Raw genomic sequence first — 18,734 nt, forward strand, 5'->3', positions numbered from 1 at the left:
TGCGATCGGGCTCCGGAGCCGTGGGCCGCGAGCCCGGTCGCCAACGAGATGGTCTCTGGCCGAGCCGTCTCAGCACGTCGACGATGCCCGGTCGTTGAAGGTGTTCACACCGAACCACGAGCCGTCGTTGTTGTAGATGGCCACGCTGCTGAGATTGGCGATCCTCTCGCCCGGCGCCAGTTTGACGTATTTGCCGCCGTGCCCGATGTCCTGGTAAATCCTGATGGTGCTGGGGGAGTTGTTCACCACCGATGACGTGATGTCATTGAACTCCCAGCCCTTCAGGTTGGGGATGCACGCCCCGATCCTGGTGATGTTCAGCATTCGTCCGCCGTAGTTGTACTCCTGGAAGAGACATATCTGATTCGACCCGCAGTCCGATTCCGCCGCTTGCGCCGGAACTCCCGAGCCGGCCAGTACTCCACCGGTGACCAAAGCCGTCGCGGCAACAGCGGCCAGCACTTCTCACTCGCATATCCGTAACTCCATTTCACAGGGGGGACATATCGTTCATCGTGCGCACTGAGTCTTCCCGTGGCTCGGAAGACCGGCCGCGCTCAGTTCTAGACGCTAGGACCGAGCAGTGGACGAAGTGTGGAGAGATCGTGGATCCGCCGGCGGGGACGGGTTCTATCTCCCGAGCTCGGCGAGCAACCGGTCGGCGCGCCGCACGAACAGGTGGGCTTCCTGGCCCAGCGCGACGGCGCGAGCCGTCTCGGCCCGGCGTACGGCGAGGCGGTCATCGCCGGCGGCACGCGCCAGCTGTGCGCGCAGCAGGATGACGAGCGCCTCCGATGAGCTTTGTCCGTATCGCTCCAGGCAGTCCTGTGCGTGGTCGAGGGCTACCGCGGCTGCGTCCAGGGCCTGTGCGGCCATGCGCATCTCACCCAACAGCGCGTACCAGGTCGAGACGCACGTGCGAACCGGGTCCACGAGATGTTCGAGAATGAGCCGCTCGGCCTCGTCCGCGGCGCTTCACGGGATCCTGCCCCCTCATGGCCAGCGCCCAGCACCGGGCCAGCCGCAGGTAGGTGCCGAGAGAAGCGAACGAGAAGGACGGGTCAGTGGCGATTCCGCGGTCGGCCGCACGCAACGCCCAGTTCACGTCGCCGATCACCGCGGCGGTCCGCGCCTCGAAAGGACGTCGCGACGGTGACGGCGTAGGGGTCCCCGGCCCGCGGCCACCGCGATGTCCGCGAGCAGTACGCGCGCGGTGGCCGTCTCTCCGTGGTAGCCCGCGATCTCGGCGAACATCCCGGCGGCCATCAGCCGCACGCCGTCACGGACGGGATCGCTCCCCTGATCGCCGCCGCTCTCGGCGGCATCGGAACGCGTCGCGCTCAGCCGCCGGAACGACTCACCGATGTTTCCGAGGCACCAAGCGTGGATCCCAGCGGCAGCCCTGCCGTACGAGCGCACGACCGGGTCCTCGGAGGTCGCTCCCATCTCCTGCAGACGTAGAGCGAGTTGGCTGCTGCGGTCCAGCTCGAGGGCCTGACCGTGCGCGGTCCAGCGGGAGAAGAGGAATCCGGCGGCTTCGCGCTCGCGCCCGAGGCCCTGCGCGAGCCGCTCGGCCCGCTCCGTCAGGCTGACGGAGGCGGTGCCGTACATCGAGCGCATCCCGACGACGGCGATCAGCTGCGAGAGCGCCGCGAGCTCTGGCCCGGGGAGCGACGACCTGCGCGCCAGTTCGACCGCCGACCTAAGGTGCCGCTCCGCCGCTCCCAGCGCCGTCTTCGCCGAGGCGCGGGTTCCGGCCCGCACCAGCGCCGCGACGGTACGGGCCGGGTCCACCACGGGGCCCGCCGCCCACAGGTGGTGCGCGAGCCGCTCGGCGACGGACTCATCGCTCAGGCCGCTTTCCTCGATCGCGTCCGCGATGCGCCGGTGCGAGGCGGCGGCACGGCCGGGCGGGATCGCTTCCGACAGGGCTTGGCGCACCAGGTCGTGGGTGAACCGGTAGGAGAACGGGTCCCCGGGCGTCGGGCCGACAAGACCGAGTCCACGGACGGGTTCGAGGAGTTCGAGGCAGGAGGGGACGCCCAGGGACGCGGTAAGAGCGAGCAGGGTGAGCTCGACGGTCCGGCCGACGAGCGCTGCGACCTCCAGTAGTTCCCGCACCTCGGGTTCGAGTACGGACAGCCGGTTGCGGACGGACGTCACGGACCGACACGGGGACACCGCTTCCCCGCACCGTCTCCTTCGTGACCCCGCCGGTGGAGGCCAGCAACCGCCCCAGCTCTTGGACGAAGAACGCGTTGCCCGCGGTGCGGGCGTGCACCAAGTCGGCCACCTCGGCCGGGGGCAGGTGGCCCGTCTCCCGACGCACGAGCTCGGCCACTTCGAGGGGGCTGAGCGGTCCGACGAGGATCCGGCGGTGCCCGGCGGTGCGGCTGGCCGTGGCGAGAGTCCGCACCAGCTCGGAGCGGGGCGAAGGCCCGCGGTTGCGCAGTGCCCCCACGAGGCGGTGCCGGCGGGAAGCCGGGCGACGACATGGTCCAGCAGGTGCAGCGAGCTCGCGTCGGCCCACTGGAGGTCGTCGAGGATCATGACCACGGGCCGGGCGGCCCGCCGCCTCCGCGATCACCCCTACGACCTGCTCGGACAGACGGAACCGGGTGTTCGCGCCCCATGTGGCCAGCGCCGCGGTGTCCTGGCTCGTGGAAGCCGATGAGGTGGCCGAGGTCGCGGGCCCGCCACTCCTGGCGGCGGGCCGGCGGCATGTCGTCGAGCAGGCTCGTGAGCGTCTCGACCCACGGCCACATCGTCGGCGTGCCCTCCCCCTCGTGGCAGTGGCCCCGGACCACGAGGGCGCCACGCCCCTGCGCGTGTCGGGCGATCTCTTCCAGGAGCCGGCTCTTCCCGGCTCCGGGCTCACCTTCGAGCAGGACGACGGCCGTCCCGTCACCCAGTGCCGGCTCGACGGCGCGGCGCAGCGCGGCCATCTCCGCCGACCGGCCGACCAGTCGGCCGAGGCCCCCGGGCGCGGGCGCCGTCTCTGTCGGCACAAGGGGTGTCGGTACGTCGACGAGCGCAGCGACGGGCCCCGCGACGGTGCTCGGGCGGATCGACGGGATCTGGGCGAGCACCCGCGCGTGGGCCGTCGTCAAGGCGGCGCCGGGGTCGATCCCGAGCTCGTCGGCGAGCCGTCTGCGCACCGTGTCGAACACGGTCAGGGCCTCCGCCTGTCGGCCGGGAGCCCCCCAGCGAACTCACCAGGCCGGCCAGCACGGGTTCGTGCAGGGGGCCATGGCCGCGGCGAGGCGCAGGGCGCGCAGCACTCGGTCGGGCTGGCCGAGCGACAGCGCGGCCCCGGTCGCTTCGACGCAAGCCTGGAAGTACTCGTCGTTGAGACCGGCGAAGATCGGCGCGGCGGCGGGGGCGTGGCTCCAGCCGTCGCCCGCCGGGCCGTTCCACAGATCGAGCGCCTCGAGAAAGTGATCGAGCGCCGCCGCACCGTCGTGAGCGACGAGCGCCGCTCGGGCGACGTCGCACAGCTGACGGAACCTCACGAGATCGAGGACGTCCGGTCCGGCCGCGCACAGATAGCCGCCGCCCCGCTTCAGGACGTAGGCACCGGCGCTGCGGGGAGGCAGGTCAGGTTCCAGCAGGCGTCGGAGCGAACCGACGTACTTGTGGATGACGTTCAACGCGCTCCCGGGTGCGTCCTCACCCCACATCAGGTCGATCAGTTCACCCGTGCCAGTGGGTCGGCCGCCGCGAGCCAGCAGCAGTGCAAGGAGGTGGGCCTGTTGGCGCGGACCGGCGTCAAGTTCCGTCCCGCCGCGCCAGACCCGCAGCGGACCGAGGACCTGTAGCCGAAGTGTGCCGTCCAGCGTCCCGGGCAGCAGCCCGTCGATGCCGTCAGGAACCAATAGTGTCATCGTCTGTCGACCCCCCGACGGTCCGGATCACCCCGTGGCCCCCGTGTAGCACCGGGCCAGTAGAGCGCTACTCTGCCCCCGGCAAGGTGACTCTAGTCGCTGGAGCCTCACTCCAGCCAGAGCCAAGTTCGGTCGTCAGAAGGCCCCATGGCTGAAAGACGGCACCTCACCGAGGACACGTCACCTCGGATGACGGACGAGCGGCGAACGAGAAGGGAATCAAGGCGTTGTCGCAGCACACACCACCAGCGAATCGTCGGGACGAGTAATGCCGAGATGACCCGGCAGGAGGTCATCAAGGCGGCTCGGAAGCTGTTCGCCGCACAGGGCTACGAGCAGACCACGGTCGAGAAGATCGCGCGCGAGGCACGGGTCCTCCGCAGCCACCGTCTACGCCCAGTGCGGCGGGAAGGCGGGGCTGCTCCGGACGCTGATGGACGTGTGGACCACGAGCCCGACGGTGGAGCGGATCATCACCGACGCGGCTGGAGCCACCACGGGTCCGGCCAAGCTCAAGGCCCTGGCCGACGGCTACGTCGCGCTCACCGCAGAGGCCGGCGACATCATGGGCATCGTCGAGCGCGCCGGCCGCCAGCTCACCGGTGGCCGCGGAGTTCCTCGCAGTCGCCGACCAGCGACATCTGCGGGCGCTGGTGACGATCACCGAGGGCATCGACAGGATCGGTGGCCTGGCCGAGGGACTCCCGGTGACCGACGCGGCCCGGATCATCTACTTCCACTTCCGAAACTCCCAGTTCGCCCTCGCCACCGGGACCTTCGGGTGGGGTGTCGACCGCGGGACGCGGTGGCTCCTGGAACGGGTCGAGGCCGCGATCCTCAAACCCTGACCGGCGCCTCGTCCGGGCCCGTACGCACCCTGATACCACCGGCACGTGCCGGTGATTGACTTCTCACGGGGCGGCACGCCTGCGTGTCGCCCCGCGCCACGTCTGTCCGTCGAGCCGACCAGAGCAACCTGTCCCCGGACCGAAAAGCGGACCGAGCGGTTCGGGCAAGAGCACGCGGCTGTCCTGCGTGATGGGCCTTGTCCGCGCCCCGAGCAGCAGCGCCACGGTGTGTAGAGGACGGGCACGGACAACGCGCCCGACGCTCCAACAAGCGGGCACGACGGCCATGGACCACAGCGGCTGCTGCAGGTTGAGCGTAGGGGCCTGCTCCTGCGCGAGGTAGAACACGAAGCGGCAGTCGTAGTGCAGGTGCCCTGGTTCGCCCTTGTCCGTGCTCGGGCTGATCCTGTGGACGTCGATGTCGATCGGGCGCGCCCAGAACCTGTCGGGTCAGCCCCAGGGCCCCCGGCGGGATACCGGCCTCCTCCGACCCTCGCGTAGTGCGGAGGCGAGCAGGGAGCGGTCGCCGGTGTTCGCCCGGGTGACCGAACGACGTAGGCCGTAACGTTCTTGCGGACTGCGGATGCGGATGCGGCTGGGCGACACGGAGTGCTGTTCACCTTTGACGAGGGTCTTGTCCGGGGCTGCGACGGTCCGTGCGGTGGCCGAACGCCATCGGGCTTCCGCGTGGTCGGAGGGACGTGTGGATCGTGGATCCGGTACCGGTCGGGCGCCGGCGTGAGTCCGTACGGGCCGGCCGGTCCTGGGCGGCGGCGGGGAACGGGTGTCAGCGGTCCCGGGAGAGCGCGAGGAGGCCGGCACCGACTGCTGACGCCTCGCCACAACCCGCGCCCGCGCAGAACAACAACTGGCGGCGCAAAAGCCGCCGCACCAGTTCTGCCCGTGTCGCAGAAAGCGGTCTACCGGCGCGATGGCGACCCGAATTCCTCAGCCGAACTCGCTGGAAAGGTGGTTGCGGGTCAGGATCCGTTGGGAGCGGGGTGAGGGCGGGCATGAGGGTGGTCAGTAACCGTGTGCATGAAGTCCGGCTGGACGGGGCGGGGCCGGCGCACCGGACGTCGCCCCGCAGGTTCTCCCGATCGGGGGTGGCCGTCTCGGTGCTCCCGCTCGCGGTCGAGGATCGAACCGGCTACCAGCGCACCGGTTTCCGGGTGGACGGCGGGACGCCGTGAGGCGGACGGCGACTCCACCGAGGCTCTCGCACCTTTCCGCTCGTGGGCGACGACGCTCCATCCCTTAGCAGTCGCCCAGCCCGAGTCCCCACCCCGGCGAACCTTTCCGGTCACAGCACTAGCCAGGAACACCTCTGGCCTTGCCGGCCTTCCCAGAGGAGAGCCGCGTGCGTTGTGCACACGTGGCGGGATTCTCCATTCCTGGGTTGGCCCCGTCATGGGCTGGGGATCCTGCGGCCCATGGTTAGAGTGCGCGGGTGCGCACTCGTCTGCCTCTGCCGCATTGGTGCCCCTTCTTCTCACGCCGGGGGCTGGATCTGGTGGATGCCGTTCATCGTTGGTCTTCCTTGTCCTGATCGCGGATGTGGCCGTCCAAGGGACAGGAGCCGGTGAGTTTCCTGCTCACCGGTGTTCCCCCACTGGTCTCGGCGACACGCGGACCGAGGGCGACCGCATGGTCGGCGTTCGCCTGTCTGGGGCTGCAGGTGTTGATGGCGACAGGCCGCCCGGGCCACTTCGGCGAGCAGCACCATGTGGCCCTGTACACGGCCACCCTGGCCATCGGCTTGGTCAGTGTCCTGCTCGCCCGGCAGCGGCAGAACACCGAAGGACACCTGATCCGGGCGAACTCGGTGGCCGAGGGCGATGCAGCGGACCCTGCTGCGCGCGGTGCCTCCCCGCCTCGCCCACGTGCGGGCCGCCGGGTACTACGCGGCCGGTGAGGGCGGCGCTCTTGTTGGGGGCGACCTGTACGACCTGTGCGAGACGCCGTTCGGGGTGCGCGTGGTCATCGGTGACGTCCGGGACGGCAACTGGGGGCCCAACTGATCGCTCGGCGAGGGCGTTCTCGCCAGGCGTGCGCCCCTCGGCTGTGTCCTGGGAAGCTTCCGCCAGGGTTGGTCGGGGCTCAAGGCCGAATGGGAAGACCTTGACGGCGCGGTGCGCGGAAAGCTGGAGGCCCTCAGTGTATCTCCGCTCGTAAGCACACCCCGTGCCTCGGCGGCGGGCGGCTGCGCCGTGATGGGCGGATCGCCGGAGCTGGATCGGCCCGTGGACACCTGGATCATGGAGATTCTCGCGCAGCTTCCGCCGTCGTGTGGCGTATCGTGGACCGTGGTTTCCGCGCCGCGAACGCCGCGCCTCCCACTCGTCGGCCAGACCGGGTACGACGGAACAGGATCGCGGCCGTGCCCTGTGCACGCTACGCCCGGCGTTTTGCCGCGCTAGGAGAAGTCCTCACCCGAGCCTCACGCCGGGCCGGCCCCGAGCCGCCGCAGCTCCGCGCGGTGGGCTGAGCCCTTGTGCCTCGGCCGAGCCCGGGTTTCTCGCGGATTCCGGACGGGCGGGGCAGCGAGCGTACTGCTGCGGACCCTGGCGAAGCAAAGAGTCCTGGTCGGTTTGCGGGCCCTCAGCGAGGGCGCGATCTGACGAACGGCGGGTTCTTCTGCCCTGTCATATGACGGCTCTGGCCGAGTGCGCGGACGCAGGCTTCCTGAACTGATTGCGCGCAACTCGCACCCAGGCTGCGGCTCCTGGTGTCGTCCTCCTGCGGCGCGACACAGAAAAATGGCGCCCCGCCCCGGAGAGAGAACGATCAGGGCAGTCCTCAGCCCATCTCGGCTGACGACCCGCCGGGGCGCCAGTTTCGTGGAGGGAGCCGCTCAATGCCCGGATAAGACCTCTGGTAGAGTCCGCCCTGAGCCAGAGCGACCCGGGAACTACCTTGTGGCGTAGTCGTGGTTCAGTTCCGTTGCAACTCTCTCCGCTCTGGGGCTAACCGAGACTGTCTTCGATGAGTCGCGGCTGCCGTACTCAACTCGATCGGACGACGGTATCCCGGGCGAGGACGGGCGAGGGCATGAATGAGGAAGCCCGCGGGTCTAGCTTCCTCTACTCTGCTCGCCCGGACCGCGGGTTCGACGGGCGACGTGTCCCGGCCACGAGGACAGTATGGCACTGCCAGTCGTGACCGAGAGAGCCCCAAGACAATGCCCCCGCTCCGTAACCACCGCAGCCGCGAGAAGTCAGAACCTTGTGTCGATCGCAACGCCCGTTCACGGAGGGGTGGGGCGCTCGCTCTCGTCGCCGCGGACGACCCGGATAGAAGGATGGTCCGCGGGTCCACCTACTCTGACCCGCTTTCTCCGCGTCGTCCGGTCGCCGAGCGTCTCGCGTGGCTGCCGCTCCAAGCTCGAGCCCGACGTGAGCCATTCAGCCCGCGAAGATGTGCACGGCTCGCTACGCTCGGTGGGGTCGAGTCTCTTCGCTCAGCGGTTGCGCCGCCGTACAGCCGGGCCGCTGCTGGAGGGCTCGCGCGTCCCGGTGGGGCAGATTGCGCCGTGCTCGCCAACACACGTCGGTGTCGTTGCAGGCTCGCAGGTTCGCGTCCGACTGGGGTGGCGCGCGACGAGTTCACGGGGCGCACACGGCTGACTCGACGTCGTGGCGACCCGTCGTCCCTTGCCAGGTCGCGTTTACGGGCAGTTCAGGCTTCCTTCGCGCGCGACCCGTGCTTCGCCGCCAGCCCGCTGAGCTGCGCGTCGGAAAGCCGGACGCGACGTGCTGCCGCGAGGTGCGTGACCACGACTTCTCGTGCGCCCGCGTGTAGCCTCCTTAGATCGTATGGCTGAGCCCGCGGCTCCACTCGCCTGCCTCGGTCGCCGGCCCCGGCCAACGCCGATCCCATAGCTCGCAGGTCCGCCGTCGTTGTGTCAGAGGCTTGCAGAGACGTATACACGATGGGCGGTCAGTGCCGCGTGTTCCTGTTCGGTCCGTGACTGTGGTCTCCCGCCACCTGACTGTCAGATCTCTGCCAAAGTCCGGCCTAGGTGCGTTCTCGTTTCGTGGGCTCCGCGCGCTCGCGCATCGGGTCGCAGGCACGTCGCTGCGTGGTGCCTCGTCAATGACCGCTCACCAATCCCCGTGGATGACTGTCCGTGGGGCCGCCCACCTCAGTGCGTCCGTGGCGCGTCGCCGCGTACGACGGTGCGCGCTCCCTTGCGGATGAGTCGCCCACCTTGCGGCCTGCGACCTGAGGCTCGGCAAGACGTTCGGACCGTGCTGCCGCCGCCGCACCCAGCGTTCAAGGGCTCGCGATCGCGGCGTCGACTCGTCTTCCTGCAGCGGGTGGTCGCAAGGGATCTCCCTCGGGCACCTCGGAAGAGGCTCCCATGGGCCGTTACGGGGTGGTCAGGCCACACGCAGGGCCAGTCGGGAATATCGGAGCGCTAGCAGGGTGCTGTGTAAGGCCACCAACGCCGGTGCTCGGCCGGGCGGCGCGATCATCGCTGTCAACTCAGCCTGCTCGCGAATCCGCGTCCCAGGGGACTTGCGGTCCACGTGGAGATCGCCTGAGCTGGCCGGCGCGCGGTGTTACGGAAGCTACGCTGGAAGGGGTGCGCGCGGGGCGCGCCCCCGCTCGCCAGACGTCGCCGCCGCCGTTCGACCGAAGCCCGGGCACCGGGCCTTCGCCGAGCGGCACGGCTACCGTCCCGGCCGCTCGGCCCACTTCCTGCGGCTGGACCTCGCCACCGCCTCCCTTCCCCCGTATCCGGCCGAGCTGCCGCCGGGGGTGGAGCTGCGCACCGGTTCCGCCTTCGTCGACGATCCGCGCCCGCTGTACGAGGCCGACGCGGCGGTGAGCCGGGACGAGCCGGGCGACCTGCCGGTGGAGCTGGACGACTACGAGGACTGGCTGAGCGGCGTCTGGCACGACCCCTCGCTCGACAAGGAGCTGACCACGGTCGTCCTCGTCGACGGCGAGCCGGCCGCGTTCACCGCCGCCCGGACCGACGGCACGGGGCGTTACGCCTCGGGGATGACCGGGACCCTGGTGGCCCACCGGGGCCGCGGCCTGGCCAAACTCGCCAAGATCGATTCCCTGCGCCGGGCGGTCGCGGCCGGCTGTACGGAGGCCTTCACGGGCAACGACGCCGGGAACGGCCCGATGCTCGCGATCAACTCCTGGTTCGGATACGAGAACCGCGCCACCGAGACCCGTTTCACCAAGCGTCTGGAGCCCACGGCACGATGAGCGAGCACGTCGACGTCACCCTCACCAAGGCGGGCCGCACCAAGATCCGCTATCCGGCCGAGCTCCTCGCCGACACCGGCGACCGGATCTCCGTACGCGCTCCCTGGGCGGCCGCCACCGTGCGCGACTTCGGGTTCGTGCGCTTCGAGCCCGGCGACGTGTTCACCGAGCACTTCTGGCGCGAGCGCTGGTACGCGGTCAAGGAGGTCCGCACGGGCGAGGGCGTCCTGAAGGGCTGGTACTGCGACATCACCCGCCCGGCCGTGGTCCGGGACGGCGAGATCCTGGTCGAGGACCTGGACCTGGACCTGTGGGTCTCGGCGGACGGGGCCCTGGTGCTGCGCCTGGACGAGGACGAGTTCGAGGCGAGCGGACTCTCCGTGACCGACCCGGAGGCCGCCGGCGAGGCGGTCCGCGCGCTCGACGCCCTGGAACGCCGGTCCCGCACACCGGCCGGTCTGGCCGCGCTCCTCGGCTGAGCGGACGCGGTCTCGCGACTCGCCCCGGGGCCCGTTCGCGAGGTCACACGGACGTGCCCCGAGGCTGTGCGGGCGTGTTCCCGAGGCTGTGCGGGCGTGTTCCTGAGGTGGCGCTTGTCCCTGCCTTAAGTGCGCCCTAAGGATCTCCGATCGGCGCCGGATCCGGGCCGAACGGGGCTTTCGGGAGGCTAGCTTGGCCGAGCCGGGGAGAGCCCGGGGCCGCGCCGCGACCCGTGAGGGGCGGCGTCGGCCCGGCCGACTCGCACCGGCCCGCCCCTGACGCGTTCAGCCCGTTCCGCCGCCTTGCCCAGAGGAGTTCCATCCATGCGCCACGCACGCCGTACCGCCGCCCCGAATCGCCGCCGTCGGCCTGGCCCCGCTCGCGGTGGCCGCGTACGCCACCGTGCCCGCGTCCGCCCACGGTTCGATGACGGACCCGGTGAGCCGGGTGGCGGCGTGCTACGCGGAGGGCCCGGAGTCCCCGAAGTCGGCCGCCTGCAAGGCGGCGGTGGCGGCGAGCGGGGCGCAGGCGTTCTACGACTGGAACGCGGTGAACATCGCCAACGCGGCCGGGCAGAGCAAGTCCCTGATCCCCGACGGGCAGTTGTGCTCGGCGGGCAACGCCAAGTACAAGGGCCTGGACCTGCCCCGCGCCGACTGGCCGGCCGGTTCGATGACCGCCGGCCCGCACACCTTCCGCTACAAGGGCACCGCCCCGCACAAGGGGTCCTTCGAGCTGTACGTGACCAAGGACGGCTACGACCCGACGAAGCCGCTGAAGTGGTCCGACCTGGAGTCGAAGCCGTTCGTGAAGGTCACCGACCCGGGCATGAGCAACGGCGACTACGTCTTCTCCGGCACCGTCCCGAAGAAGAGCGGCCGCCACCTCGTCTACAGCGTGTGGCAGCGCTCGGACAGCCCGGAGGCCTTCTACAGTTGCTCCGACGTGGTCTTCGGCAAGGACAACGGCGCGGGCACCGGCACGGGCACCGGCACCGGCGGCGCGCAGCCCGGTGGCAAGCCGAGCACCGGTACGGGAACAGGTACCGGTACCGGTACCGGCCCGAGCGCGAAGCCGGGCACCGGTGGGAGCGCCAAGCCGTCGAAGGCGCCCGGCGACAAGCCCGGCACCAGGCCCGGTACGGGCGTGCCCGGCACCGACGAGGACTGCCCCCTGGCCAAGGCGCCCACGGACCAGCAGATCGCGGCAGGCGCGGTCAAGTCCTCGGTGGAGCACCACGGCCACGGTGACGACGACCCGAAGACCAACGCCAGGAACGCCGCCGCTCCCCTCCTCGCCTCGGAAGCCCCCGTGGCCCCCGTGGCCCCCGTGGCCCCGAAGGGTGGCAACCTCGCGGAGACGGGCGGCAACAGCGCCACCCCGACGATCGCGATCGTCGGGGCCGGCGCCCTGGCCGTCGGCGCGGCCGTGCTGTTCGGGGCGGCCCGCCGCCGGAGCGCCGCGGGCCGCCACGGCCGCTAGGCCCTGTCGTCAAAGCCTCGTCAGGCCGTCCGGACGGACCGCCCGCGCCTCGTCACTCGAAGACCGAGGCGCAGGTGGTCCGTTCGGCGTGTGTCGGGTCGAGGGCGTTGAGCGCCTCGTGCCAGGCGATGCGGTCGGTCAGGGCGATGGTCACGTGCTCGGAGATGTCCAGGGCGCAGAGGTCCTGGAGGACGACGTTGCGCACGTTCGGTCCGTCGAGGAATCCGCTGCGGTACGGGGTGACCACCTCGTCGTACCGGGTCGCGATGACGGTGTACTTCACCCCGGGAACGGTGTCCCCGCCCTCGTTGAGGCGGGTGATGAAGGCCGATCCGGTGATCTGGTCGGCCAGGCCGGGGGTCGCGGAGCTGATCAGGTCTTCGGCGCCGGGGAAGTACGGGAGCAGTCGGGTCAGCCCGCTCAGGGTGGTGCCGTGGTTGTCGGGGGCGAATCCGACGAGGGCGTTGACCTTGGCGGCGCCGCCCAGGAACTTCAGGTAGTGGCGCGGCATCATGCCGCCCTGGGAGTGGCCGACGATGTCGGTCTTGGCGGCTCCGGTGGCGGCGAGCACCTTGGTGACGAACGCGTCGAGTTGGGCGGCGGACTTCTCGATGGGACCGAGTCCGTGGAAGAAGGGCACGCCGGGGAGTTGCCCGTAGTCGAGGGAGTAGACGCAGTAGCCGCGGTTGACGAGGTACGGGGCGAAGCCCAGCCAGTTGTCGACGGAGTTGCCCAGGGTGCCGTGGACGAGGACGACGGGGCGGGGGTGCGCGGCCGTCGGCCGGCAGGACCAGTTGTTCCAGCCGCTGCCGGGCGCCGACGCGGCCTGCGCGGCGGGGGTGGTGGGGGCGACGAGCGCGGCGGTGGTGAGGGCGAGGACGGCCAGCGGGCGGAGCAGTCGTCTCCAGGGCAGCATCGTGTGATCTCCTTGCGGGTCAAGGGGAAAGGGCGTGGGGGTTCGTCCCGTGATCCGGATCACAAGGGGGGCTGCTGCCGTTAAATTACGGGCGAGTAGCAAGACTTGGAAGTTACGCGTCGGTAAAAACTCGCGTGTCGAGGCTCCCGCCGGCCCCGCACCAGAAGAATGACCCGCATGGAAACGGTCCCCGGCGCCGGAACCGCACTGGCCACCCCGCCCGACCTGGCGGTCGATCCGTTGGTCGCCGCCGTCACCGAGATCGCGGTGCGCGTGTTGAGCCCGTGCGTGGAGGAGACCGCCGAGGCGGGGGTGCCGCGTTCGCACCTCGACGCGCTCGCGGCGTGTGGCGCCTACGGGCTGATCGCATACGAACCGGATCCCGCGAGCGGGGTCACCGCGCGGCGGGTGACGCGGGAGGTGCACGAGCTGCTGGCCGCCGCCGACCCGTCGACGTGGTTCGTGTGGACGCAGCACCACGCCCTGGCCAAGGGGCTGTTGCACGGTGGTGACGCCGCGCTCGGGGAGACCTGGTTGCCCGCCCTGGCGCGCGGCGACCGGCGGGCCACGGCCGGGTTCGCCTTCCTGCGCCATCCGCGACCGCCCGTCACCGCGGAGCGGGAGTCGGGTGGGTGGCGGCTGTCGGGGCGGGTGCCGTGGATGACGGGCTGGGGGCTGGCCGACGTGGTGTACCTGGGAGCCCTCACGTCACGGGACGAGGTGCTGTTCGCGCCGGTGGACTGCGCCCCGGGGGCCGGGCTGGCGTCGGCGCCGTCGGCTCCGCTGTGGGCGATGCGGGGCACGCGCACGGCGGCCGTCGAGGTCCGGGACGTGTTCGTGCCGGACGCCGAGGTGGTGGTCCGGGAACCGCGGGCCGACTGGGTGCGGGCGTACGACCTGGAGAACGCCGATGCCCAGCCCGCCGTCTTCGGGCAGTTGCGCGCCACCGCGGATTTCCTGCTCGGCTTCGAGGGGTACGAGGACCTCGGGCTGCGGATCGCGGACCGGGCGGCCGGGCTGCGCGCCGAGGCGTACGCGCTGCGGGACGAGCTCCCGCCCGGGGAACGGCCCGCGGACCGGCTGCGGCTGCGGGCCGAGAGCCTGGACCTGGCCGTACGGGCCGCCGCGGCCTGCGTCGCGGTGGCCGGCGGGCGCGCGGTCCAGTACGGCAACACGGCGGGTCGGCTCTCGCGGGAGGCCCAGTTCCACCTGATCCAGGCCCAGACCGGCGGGCTCAAGCGCGAGGTGGCCCGGCTGATGGTGGACGGCCCCTGATCCACCGGCCGGGCACCGTCGGGGCCCGCCGGGTCACGAGGCCCTGCCGAGGCCGGCGGGATGCCGGATCGCGTCCGCGGCGGGATGCCGGATCGCGCCCGCCCCGAAGGTGGCCGCCGGGCGGACCGTGCCCGCGCCGAAGCGGGCGTTGGCCCGGTCGACGGCCGCCTCCACCGTCAGCCGGGATTCCCGTACCGGGTCCAGGGAGATCTGCCGGGCCACCCGCTCGGCGCCGGTCAGGTCCTCGGCCCTCAGCACCATCCCGGTCAGCCGGGCCCGTTGCAGGCCCGCCGCGTCCATCAGCCGGTACGCCGCGGTGCGCAGGTCCTCGTCGTGCGCGGAGGGTTCCGCGAGCCGCCGGGTCTTCTCCCAGCGGGTGCCGCCCGCGAAGCGCAGGGTCAGGGACAGGGAGCGGGCCGCCTGCCGGCGCCCTCGAAGGAGCGCGCCGAGCCGGACGACCAGGGCGAGCAGGGTGGCCCTGGCGTGCGGGCCGTCCAGTTCCTCCCGGGTGAACCCGCTCCTGACGGCGGCCGAGGAGGGCAGGTCCCGGGGTGTCACCGGGCGCGGGTCGACGCCCCGGGCGCGCTCGGCGACCAGCCGGCCGGTCCGCTTGCCCAGGATCCGTTCGACGACACCGGGCGGTACCCGGGTGAGGGCCCCCACGGTGTGCAGTCCGTACCCGCGCAGCGCCTCGGCCTGTCGGGGGCCGAGCCCGTACAGCGCCTCCACCGGCAGCGGCCCGAGGAAGCCGGCCACCGCGTCCGGGTCGTCGGGGACGGCCAGGACCCCGCCGGGGCCCGGGATCCGGGCGGAGGCCATGGCCGCGAGGGCCCAGGTCGCGGCGACCCCGATCCGTACGTCCGTGCCCAGCCGGGCCACCGCGCGCAGGCGGACCACCTCGGCGATCCGGGCGGCCTCGATGCCGAAGTACCGCTGGGCTCCCCGCGCCTGGACCAGGGCGGCGCGGGGCGGCAGGGCCTGGACGAGCGGGGAGAACTCCCGCAGCAGTTCCAGGACCTCCCGGTAGCCCTCGCCGGTGAGCGTCGGGGCGCACCGTACGTGCAGGATCGCGCTCATCCCGCGCTCCCCGGGCTGGAGTGCCACAGCTTGCGGCCGGTCGCGGCGCCCTCGCCGGGCGGCCGGAGGTCGGCCCACGGGTTCATCTCGTAGCCGTTCGCCAGGTGGATGCGGCGGCCGTCCGGTTCGCCGTCCGGCCGGGGGGCGCGCTCACGGGCCGGTTCGGACAGTCGGGCGGTGACCGCCTCCAGGCCTTCCTCCCCGCGCAGTTCGACCAGTTCGGACAGGTTCCAGGCGGCCGCTCCGACGATGCTCAGGCTCTGTGGGCCGCGTCGCTGCACGACGCCTCGGACCAGCAGCAGGAAGGAGTGGAAGACGGTGTGGGCGCAGGTCTCGTGGCTGTCGTCGAAGAAGGCCAGGTCGACCAGTCCGGTGCCGTCGTCGAGGGTGGTGAAGATGACCCGCTTCCCGGATCGGATCGGCGGGGTCTGGGTGGCCGCCTTGGCGCCGGCGACCAGTACCGTCCGCCCGTGTTCGACGTCGCGGAGCCGGGCGGCCGGGACCACGCCGAGTTCGGTCAGGAAGGCCTGGTGGTCGCCCATGAGGTGACGCGAGGCGTCCATGCCGAGGATGCCGAGTTCGGCGCTGAGGCGTTCGCCGTCGGTCAGGTCGGGCAGACCGACGGATGCGGTGGACCGGCCTCCTTCCAAGGGGAGTTGGGTGTTCGCCCGGGCGCCGGTGGCTCGCTGCGCCCCGTGCAGTTCGGTCAAGTGCAGCAGGAGGTCACGGCGGTTCGCGCCGAAGGCGTCCAACGCCCCGACCTGGGCGAGTCGTTCGGCCACGGGGCGGCCCGGGTGGGCCCGGTCCCAGAAGTCGCGCAGCGAGGCGTAGGGCTGTCCGGCCTCGATCCGGGCCGCCTCGGCCCCGCCGATGCCGTGGACGTCGGCGAGGGCAAGCCGGAGCCCCCACCGCTGATCGGACACCAGTTCGATACGGTGGGCGACCGCCGACCGGTTCACGTCCAACGGCAGCACGGGCACGCCCCGCCGCCGGGCGTCGGCCAGCAGCAACCGCTTCGGGTACATCCCCGGGTCGTGGGTGAGCAGCCCGGCGTAGAAGGCAGCCGGGTGGTGGGCCTTGAGCCAGGCCGACTGGTAGGTGGGCACGGCGAAGGCCACCGCGTGCGCCTTGCAGAACCCGTACGAACCGAAGGCCTCCACGATCTCCCAGGTCCGGGCGATCACCTCGGCCGAGTAGCCGCGCGCGCTCGCCGTCGCCGCGAACCAGACCTTGATCCGGCCCTGCGACTGCGGGTCGGACAGTCCGCGCCGCACCCGGTCCGCCTCGTCCCGACCGCAGTCGGTCATGACGTGCACGATCTCGATGATCTGCTCGTGGAAGACCACCACCCCGTACGTCTCGCGGAGCGCGTCCGCCAGGTCCGGGTGCGGGAAGCGCGCCGGGGCGCGGCCGTGCCGGGCCTCGATGAAGGGCCGCACCATGTCGGCGGCCACCGGCCCCGGGCGGAAGAGGGAGATGTCGACGACCAGGTCCTGGAAGGTGGCCGGCTGGAGCCGCCCCACCAGGTCCCGCTGGCCCGGGGACTCGATCTGGAAGCAGCCCAGCGTCTCGGCCGAGCGGATCAGCTCGTACGTGGCCGGGTCGCCCGGCGGGACCTGCGCGGGGTCGTCCAGGTCGAGTTCCTCGCCGGTGGCGCGCCGGAGTTCGGCGACGGCGTGGGCCATCGCCGACTGCATCCGCACGCCGAGCACGTCCAGCTTGAGGAGTCCCAGTTCCTCCACGTCGTCCTTGTCGAACTGGGACATCGGGAAGCCCTCGCCGCCGCTCGGGACGACCGGGGTGCGGGCGAGCAGCGAGGCGTCGGACAGCAGCACCCCGCACGGGTGCATGGCCACCCCGCGCGGCAGTGCGTCCAGCGCCTCGACCAGCTCCCAGAGCCGGCCGTACGACTCCCCCCGCACGTCGCGCAGTTCGGGGAGTTCGGCGAGGGCCGTGCGGGCGTCGCGGGCCCGGATGTGCGGGAAGGCCTTGGCGAGTCGGTCGACGGCGGCCGGGTCCATGGACAGGGCGGCGCCGACGTCGCGGATGGCGTGCCGGACCCGGTAGGTCTCGGGCATGGACACGGTGGCGACGCGTTCGGCGCCGAACCGGTCGATGATCCGCCGGTAGACGTCCAGCCGGCGGGCGGACTCCACGTCGATGTCGATGTCGGGCAGGACGTGGCGGCGCTTGGACAGGAAGCGCTCCATCAGCAGGCCGTTCGCGACGGGGTCGGCGTGCGCGATCCCCAGGAGGTGGTTGACGAGGGACCCGGCGCCGGAGCCCCGGGCGGCCACCCGGATGCCCATGTCCCTTACGTCGTCGACCACCTGGGCGACCGTCAGGAAGTACGAGGCGAAGCCGTGGTAGGCGATGACGTCGAGTTCCCGGTGCATCCGGTCCCAGTACGTGTGGTCGTCCGCGTACCCGCGGAGCACCATGCCGGCGGAGGCCCGGGAGGCGAGCACCCGCTGGGCGGTGCGGTGGCCGGCGCCGACGAGCCGGGCCTCGGGGAAGTGCACGGAGCCGATGCCCAGGTCGTCCTCGGGGTCCACGGCGCAGGCGTCGGCGGTGCGCCGGGTCTCGCCGAGCAGCCGGCGCGCGTCGGTGGGGCGCAGGCCGGCCGCCCGGGCGATCCGGTCGGCGACCTCGGCCATGGCGGCGGGGTCCTTGAGCCAGCGTTCGCCGCTGTCCAGGCGTTTGCGGGGGTCCACGGGAACCAGTCGGCGGGCCGCGTCGAGGACGTCGGCGACCGGGCCCTGGCCTGGGTCGGCGTAGCGGACGGCGTTGGTGACCACGGCCGGGACGCCCTGCTCGACGGCGAAGCCGACCGTGCGCGCGGCGAGGCGCAGCGAACCGGGGCCCGTGTCGACGTCGGCGCCGGCGCGGCCGTGGTGGACGGCCTCCAGGCGCAGCGCGTCCCCGTACAGCTCCCGCCAGGGCGCGAGCAGCCGCGCGGCCCGGTCGGGGCGGCCGGCGGCCAGCGCCCGGCCGACCTCGGAGTCGGGGCCGAGCAGGACGAACACGCCGCTCAGCCCGAAGGAGCCGAGCGCCTCGCGCAGGGCGTCCCAGGTCACCAGCGGGACCTCGGGGGCGCCCGCGTGGGCGGCGGTGACCAGCCGGCAGAGCTCGGCCCAGCCGGCGGCTCCGTCCCGGGCGAGGAAGACGGCCCGGGCGGCGGACTCGTCGACGAAGGCGCCGCCCCGGACGGGGGTGCGGCGGCGGAAGGAGGCCTCGGCGTGGGACGTACCGCCCCCGCCGGACCCCGCGCCCCCGGGGAACCCGGCGCCGGACGGCGACGCGTCGGCGGCGGGGGCGACCGCGAGGTTCACTCCGAACAGGGGCCGGACCCCGGCCCCCGCGGCGGCCTTCGCGAAGCGCACCGCGCCCGCGAGGGTGTCGCGGTCGGTGAGGGCGAGGGCGTCCATGCCCCGCTCCGCGGCGCGTTCCGCGAGCCGTTCCGGGTGTGAGCCTCCGTAGCGTGCGGAGAACCCCGAAACGACTTTTAGTGGGCAGGAGATTTTTTTGCGTAAAAAACCATCTCTC

General features: G+C 72.0%; 13 protein-coding genes and 2 pseudogenes. 7 read left to right on the forward strand and 8 right to left on the reverse strand.

Annotated features, from left to right (window positions below; genetic code table 11):
• Positions 1-69 precede the first annotated feature (69 nt).
• The 5 genes and pseudogenes from ACQEVM_RS17495 to ACQEVM_RS17515 all read right to left on the reverse strand — a co-directional run.
• Positions 70-462 carry a peptidase inhibitor family I36 protein gene (locus tag ACQEVM_RS17495; RefSeq protein WP_433079714.1) on the reverse strand — a complete coding sequence of 131 codons (393 nt, stop codon included), beginning with the start codon at positions 460-462 and terminating at the stop codon, positions 70-72.
• A 168-nt stretch (positions 463-630) separates the two neighbouring features.
• Positions 631-933 (reverse strand): hypothetical protein, encoded by a 303-nt coding sequence (locus tag ACQEVM_RS17500; protein WP_433079716.1) that lies wholly within the window; start codon positions 931-933, stop codon positions 631-633.
• A 180-nt stretch (positions 934-1,113) separates the two neighbouring features.
• Positions 1,114-2,163 (reverse strand): hypothetical protein, encoded by a 1,050-nt coding sequence (locus ACQEVM_RS17505; RefSeq protein ID WP_433079718.1) that lies wholly within the window; start codon positions 2,161-2,163, stop codon positions 1,114-1,116.
• A gap of 383 nt (positions 2,164-2,546) precedes the next feature.
• Entirely contained in the window at positions 2,547-3,089 is a 543-nt protein-coding gene (locus tag ACQEVM_RS17510; RefSeq protein ID WP_433080073.1) for an AAA family ATPase, read from the reverse strand.
• A 6-nt stretch (positions 3,090-3,095) separates the two neighbouring features.
• A pseudogene (locus ACQEVM_RS17515) lies at positions 3,096-3,884 on the reverse strand (AfsR/SARP family transcriptional regulator); the annotation flags it as partial.
• A 276-nt stretch (positions 3,885-4,160) separates the two neighbouring features.
• On the opposite strand from ACQEVM_RS17515, the gene ACQEVM_RS17520 reads away from it, so the two are divergent.
• From ACQEVM_RS17520 to ACQEVM_RS17545, 6 genes and pseudogenes are all read left to right on the forward strand, one after another.
• Positions 4,161-4,541, forward strand: a complete 381-nt coding sequence (locus ACQEVM_RS17520) for a helix-turn-helix domain-containing protein (protein WP_433079720.1) — start codon at positions 4,161-4,163, stop codon at positions 4,539-4,541.
• A complete protein-coding gene (locus tag ACQEVM_RS17525; protein WP_433080081.1) occupies positions 4,487-4,732 on the forward strand; it encodes a hypothetical protein in 246 nt (81 codons plus the stop codon). Before ACQEVM_RS17520 ends, ACQEVM_RS17525 begins: the two co-directional genes overlap by 55 nt.
• 1,838 nt (positions 4,733-6,570) lie before the next feature.
• The gene (locus tag ACQEVM_RS17530) at positions 6,571-6,753 is read left to right on the forward strand and encodes a hypothetical protein (RefSeq protein WP_433079722.1); all 183 of its coding nucleotides are present in this window, start codon (positions 6,571-6,573) and stop codon (positions 6,751-6,753) included.
• Between the two features lie 2,623 nt (positions 6,754-9,376).
• Positions 9,377-9,958 (forward strand): annotated as a pseudogene (locus tag ACQEVM_RS17535) (GNAT family N-acetyltransferase); the annotation flags it as partial.
• The gene (locus ACQEVM_RS17540) at positions 9,955-10,437 is read left to right on the forward strand and encodes a DUF402 domain-containing protein (RefSeq protein ID WP_433079724.1); all 483 of its coding nucleotides are present in this window, start codon (positions 9,955-9,957) and stop codon (positions 10,435-10,437) included. The pseudogene ACQEVM_RS17535 and the gene ACQEVM_RS17540, both read left to right, overlap by 4 nt.
• 385 nt (positions 10,438-10,822) lie before the next feature.
• Complete coding sequence (locus ACQEVM_RS17545) at positions 10,823-11,920, forward strand: lytic polysaccharide monooxygenase auxiliary activity family 9 protein (protein WP_433079726.1); 1,098 nt, start codon at positions 10,823-10,825, stop codon at positions 11,918-11,920.
• Positions 11,921-11,972: 52 nt separating this feature from the next.
• On the opposite strand, the gene ACQEVM_RS17550 is transcribed toward ACQEVM_RS17545, so the two are convergent.
• Positions 11,973-12,836 carry an esterase/lipase family protein gene (locus ACQEVM_RS17550; protein WP_433079728.1) on the reverse strand — a complete coding sequence of 288 codons (864 nt, stop codon included), beginning with the start codon at positions 12,834-12,836 and terminating at the stop codon, positions 11,973-11,975.
• Positions 12,837-13,013: 177 nt separating this feature from the next.
• Here ACQEVM_RS17550 and ACQEVM_RS17555 point away from each other — a divergent pair, with 177 nt between their 5' ends.
• A complete protein-coding gene (locus tag ACQEVM_RS17555) occupies positions 13,014-14,111 on the forward strand; it encodes an acyl-CoA dehydrogenase family protein (RefSeq protein ID WP_433079730.1) in 1,098 nt (365 codons plus the stop codon).
• 33 nt (positions 14,112-14,144) lie between these two features.
• On the opposite strand, the gene ACQEVM_RS17560 is transcribed toward ACQEVM_RS17555, so the two are convergent.
• Both ACQEVM_RS17560 and ACQEVM_RS17565 read right to left on the reverse strand, forming a co-directional pair.
• Positions 14,145-15,188, reverse strand: coding sequence for a DNA polymerase Y family protein (locus ACQEVM_RS17560; protein ID WP_433079732.1), 1,044 nt, complete (start codon positions 15,186-15,188; stop codon positions 14,145-14,147).
• Positions 15,185-18,709 carry a DNA polymerase III subunit alpha gene (locus ACQEVM_RS17565; RefSeq protein WP_433080075.1) on the reverse strand — a complete coding sequence of 1,175 codons (3,525 nt, stop codon included), beginning with the start codon at positions 18,707-18,709 and terminating at the stop codon, positions 15,185-15,187. The genes ACQEVM_RS17560 and ACQEVM_RS17565 overlap by 4 nt, the downstream gene beginning before the upstream one ends.
• Positions 18,710-18,734: the final 25 nt, after the last annotated feature.

Origin of the sequence: Streptomyces sp. CA-243310 (genome assembly GCF_050936775.1) — a bacterium.
Classification (GTDB): domain Bacteria; phylum Actinomycetota; class Actinomycetes; order Streptomycetales; family Streptomycetaceae; genus Streptomyces.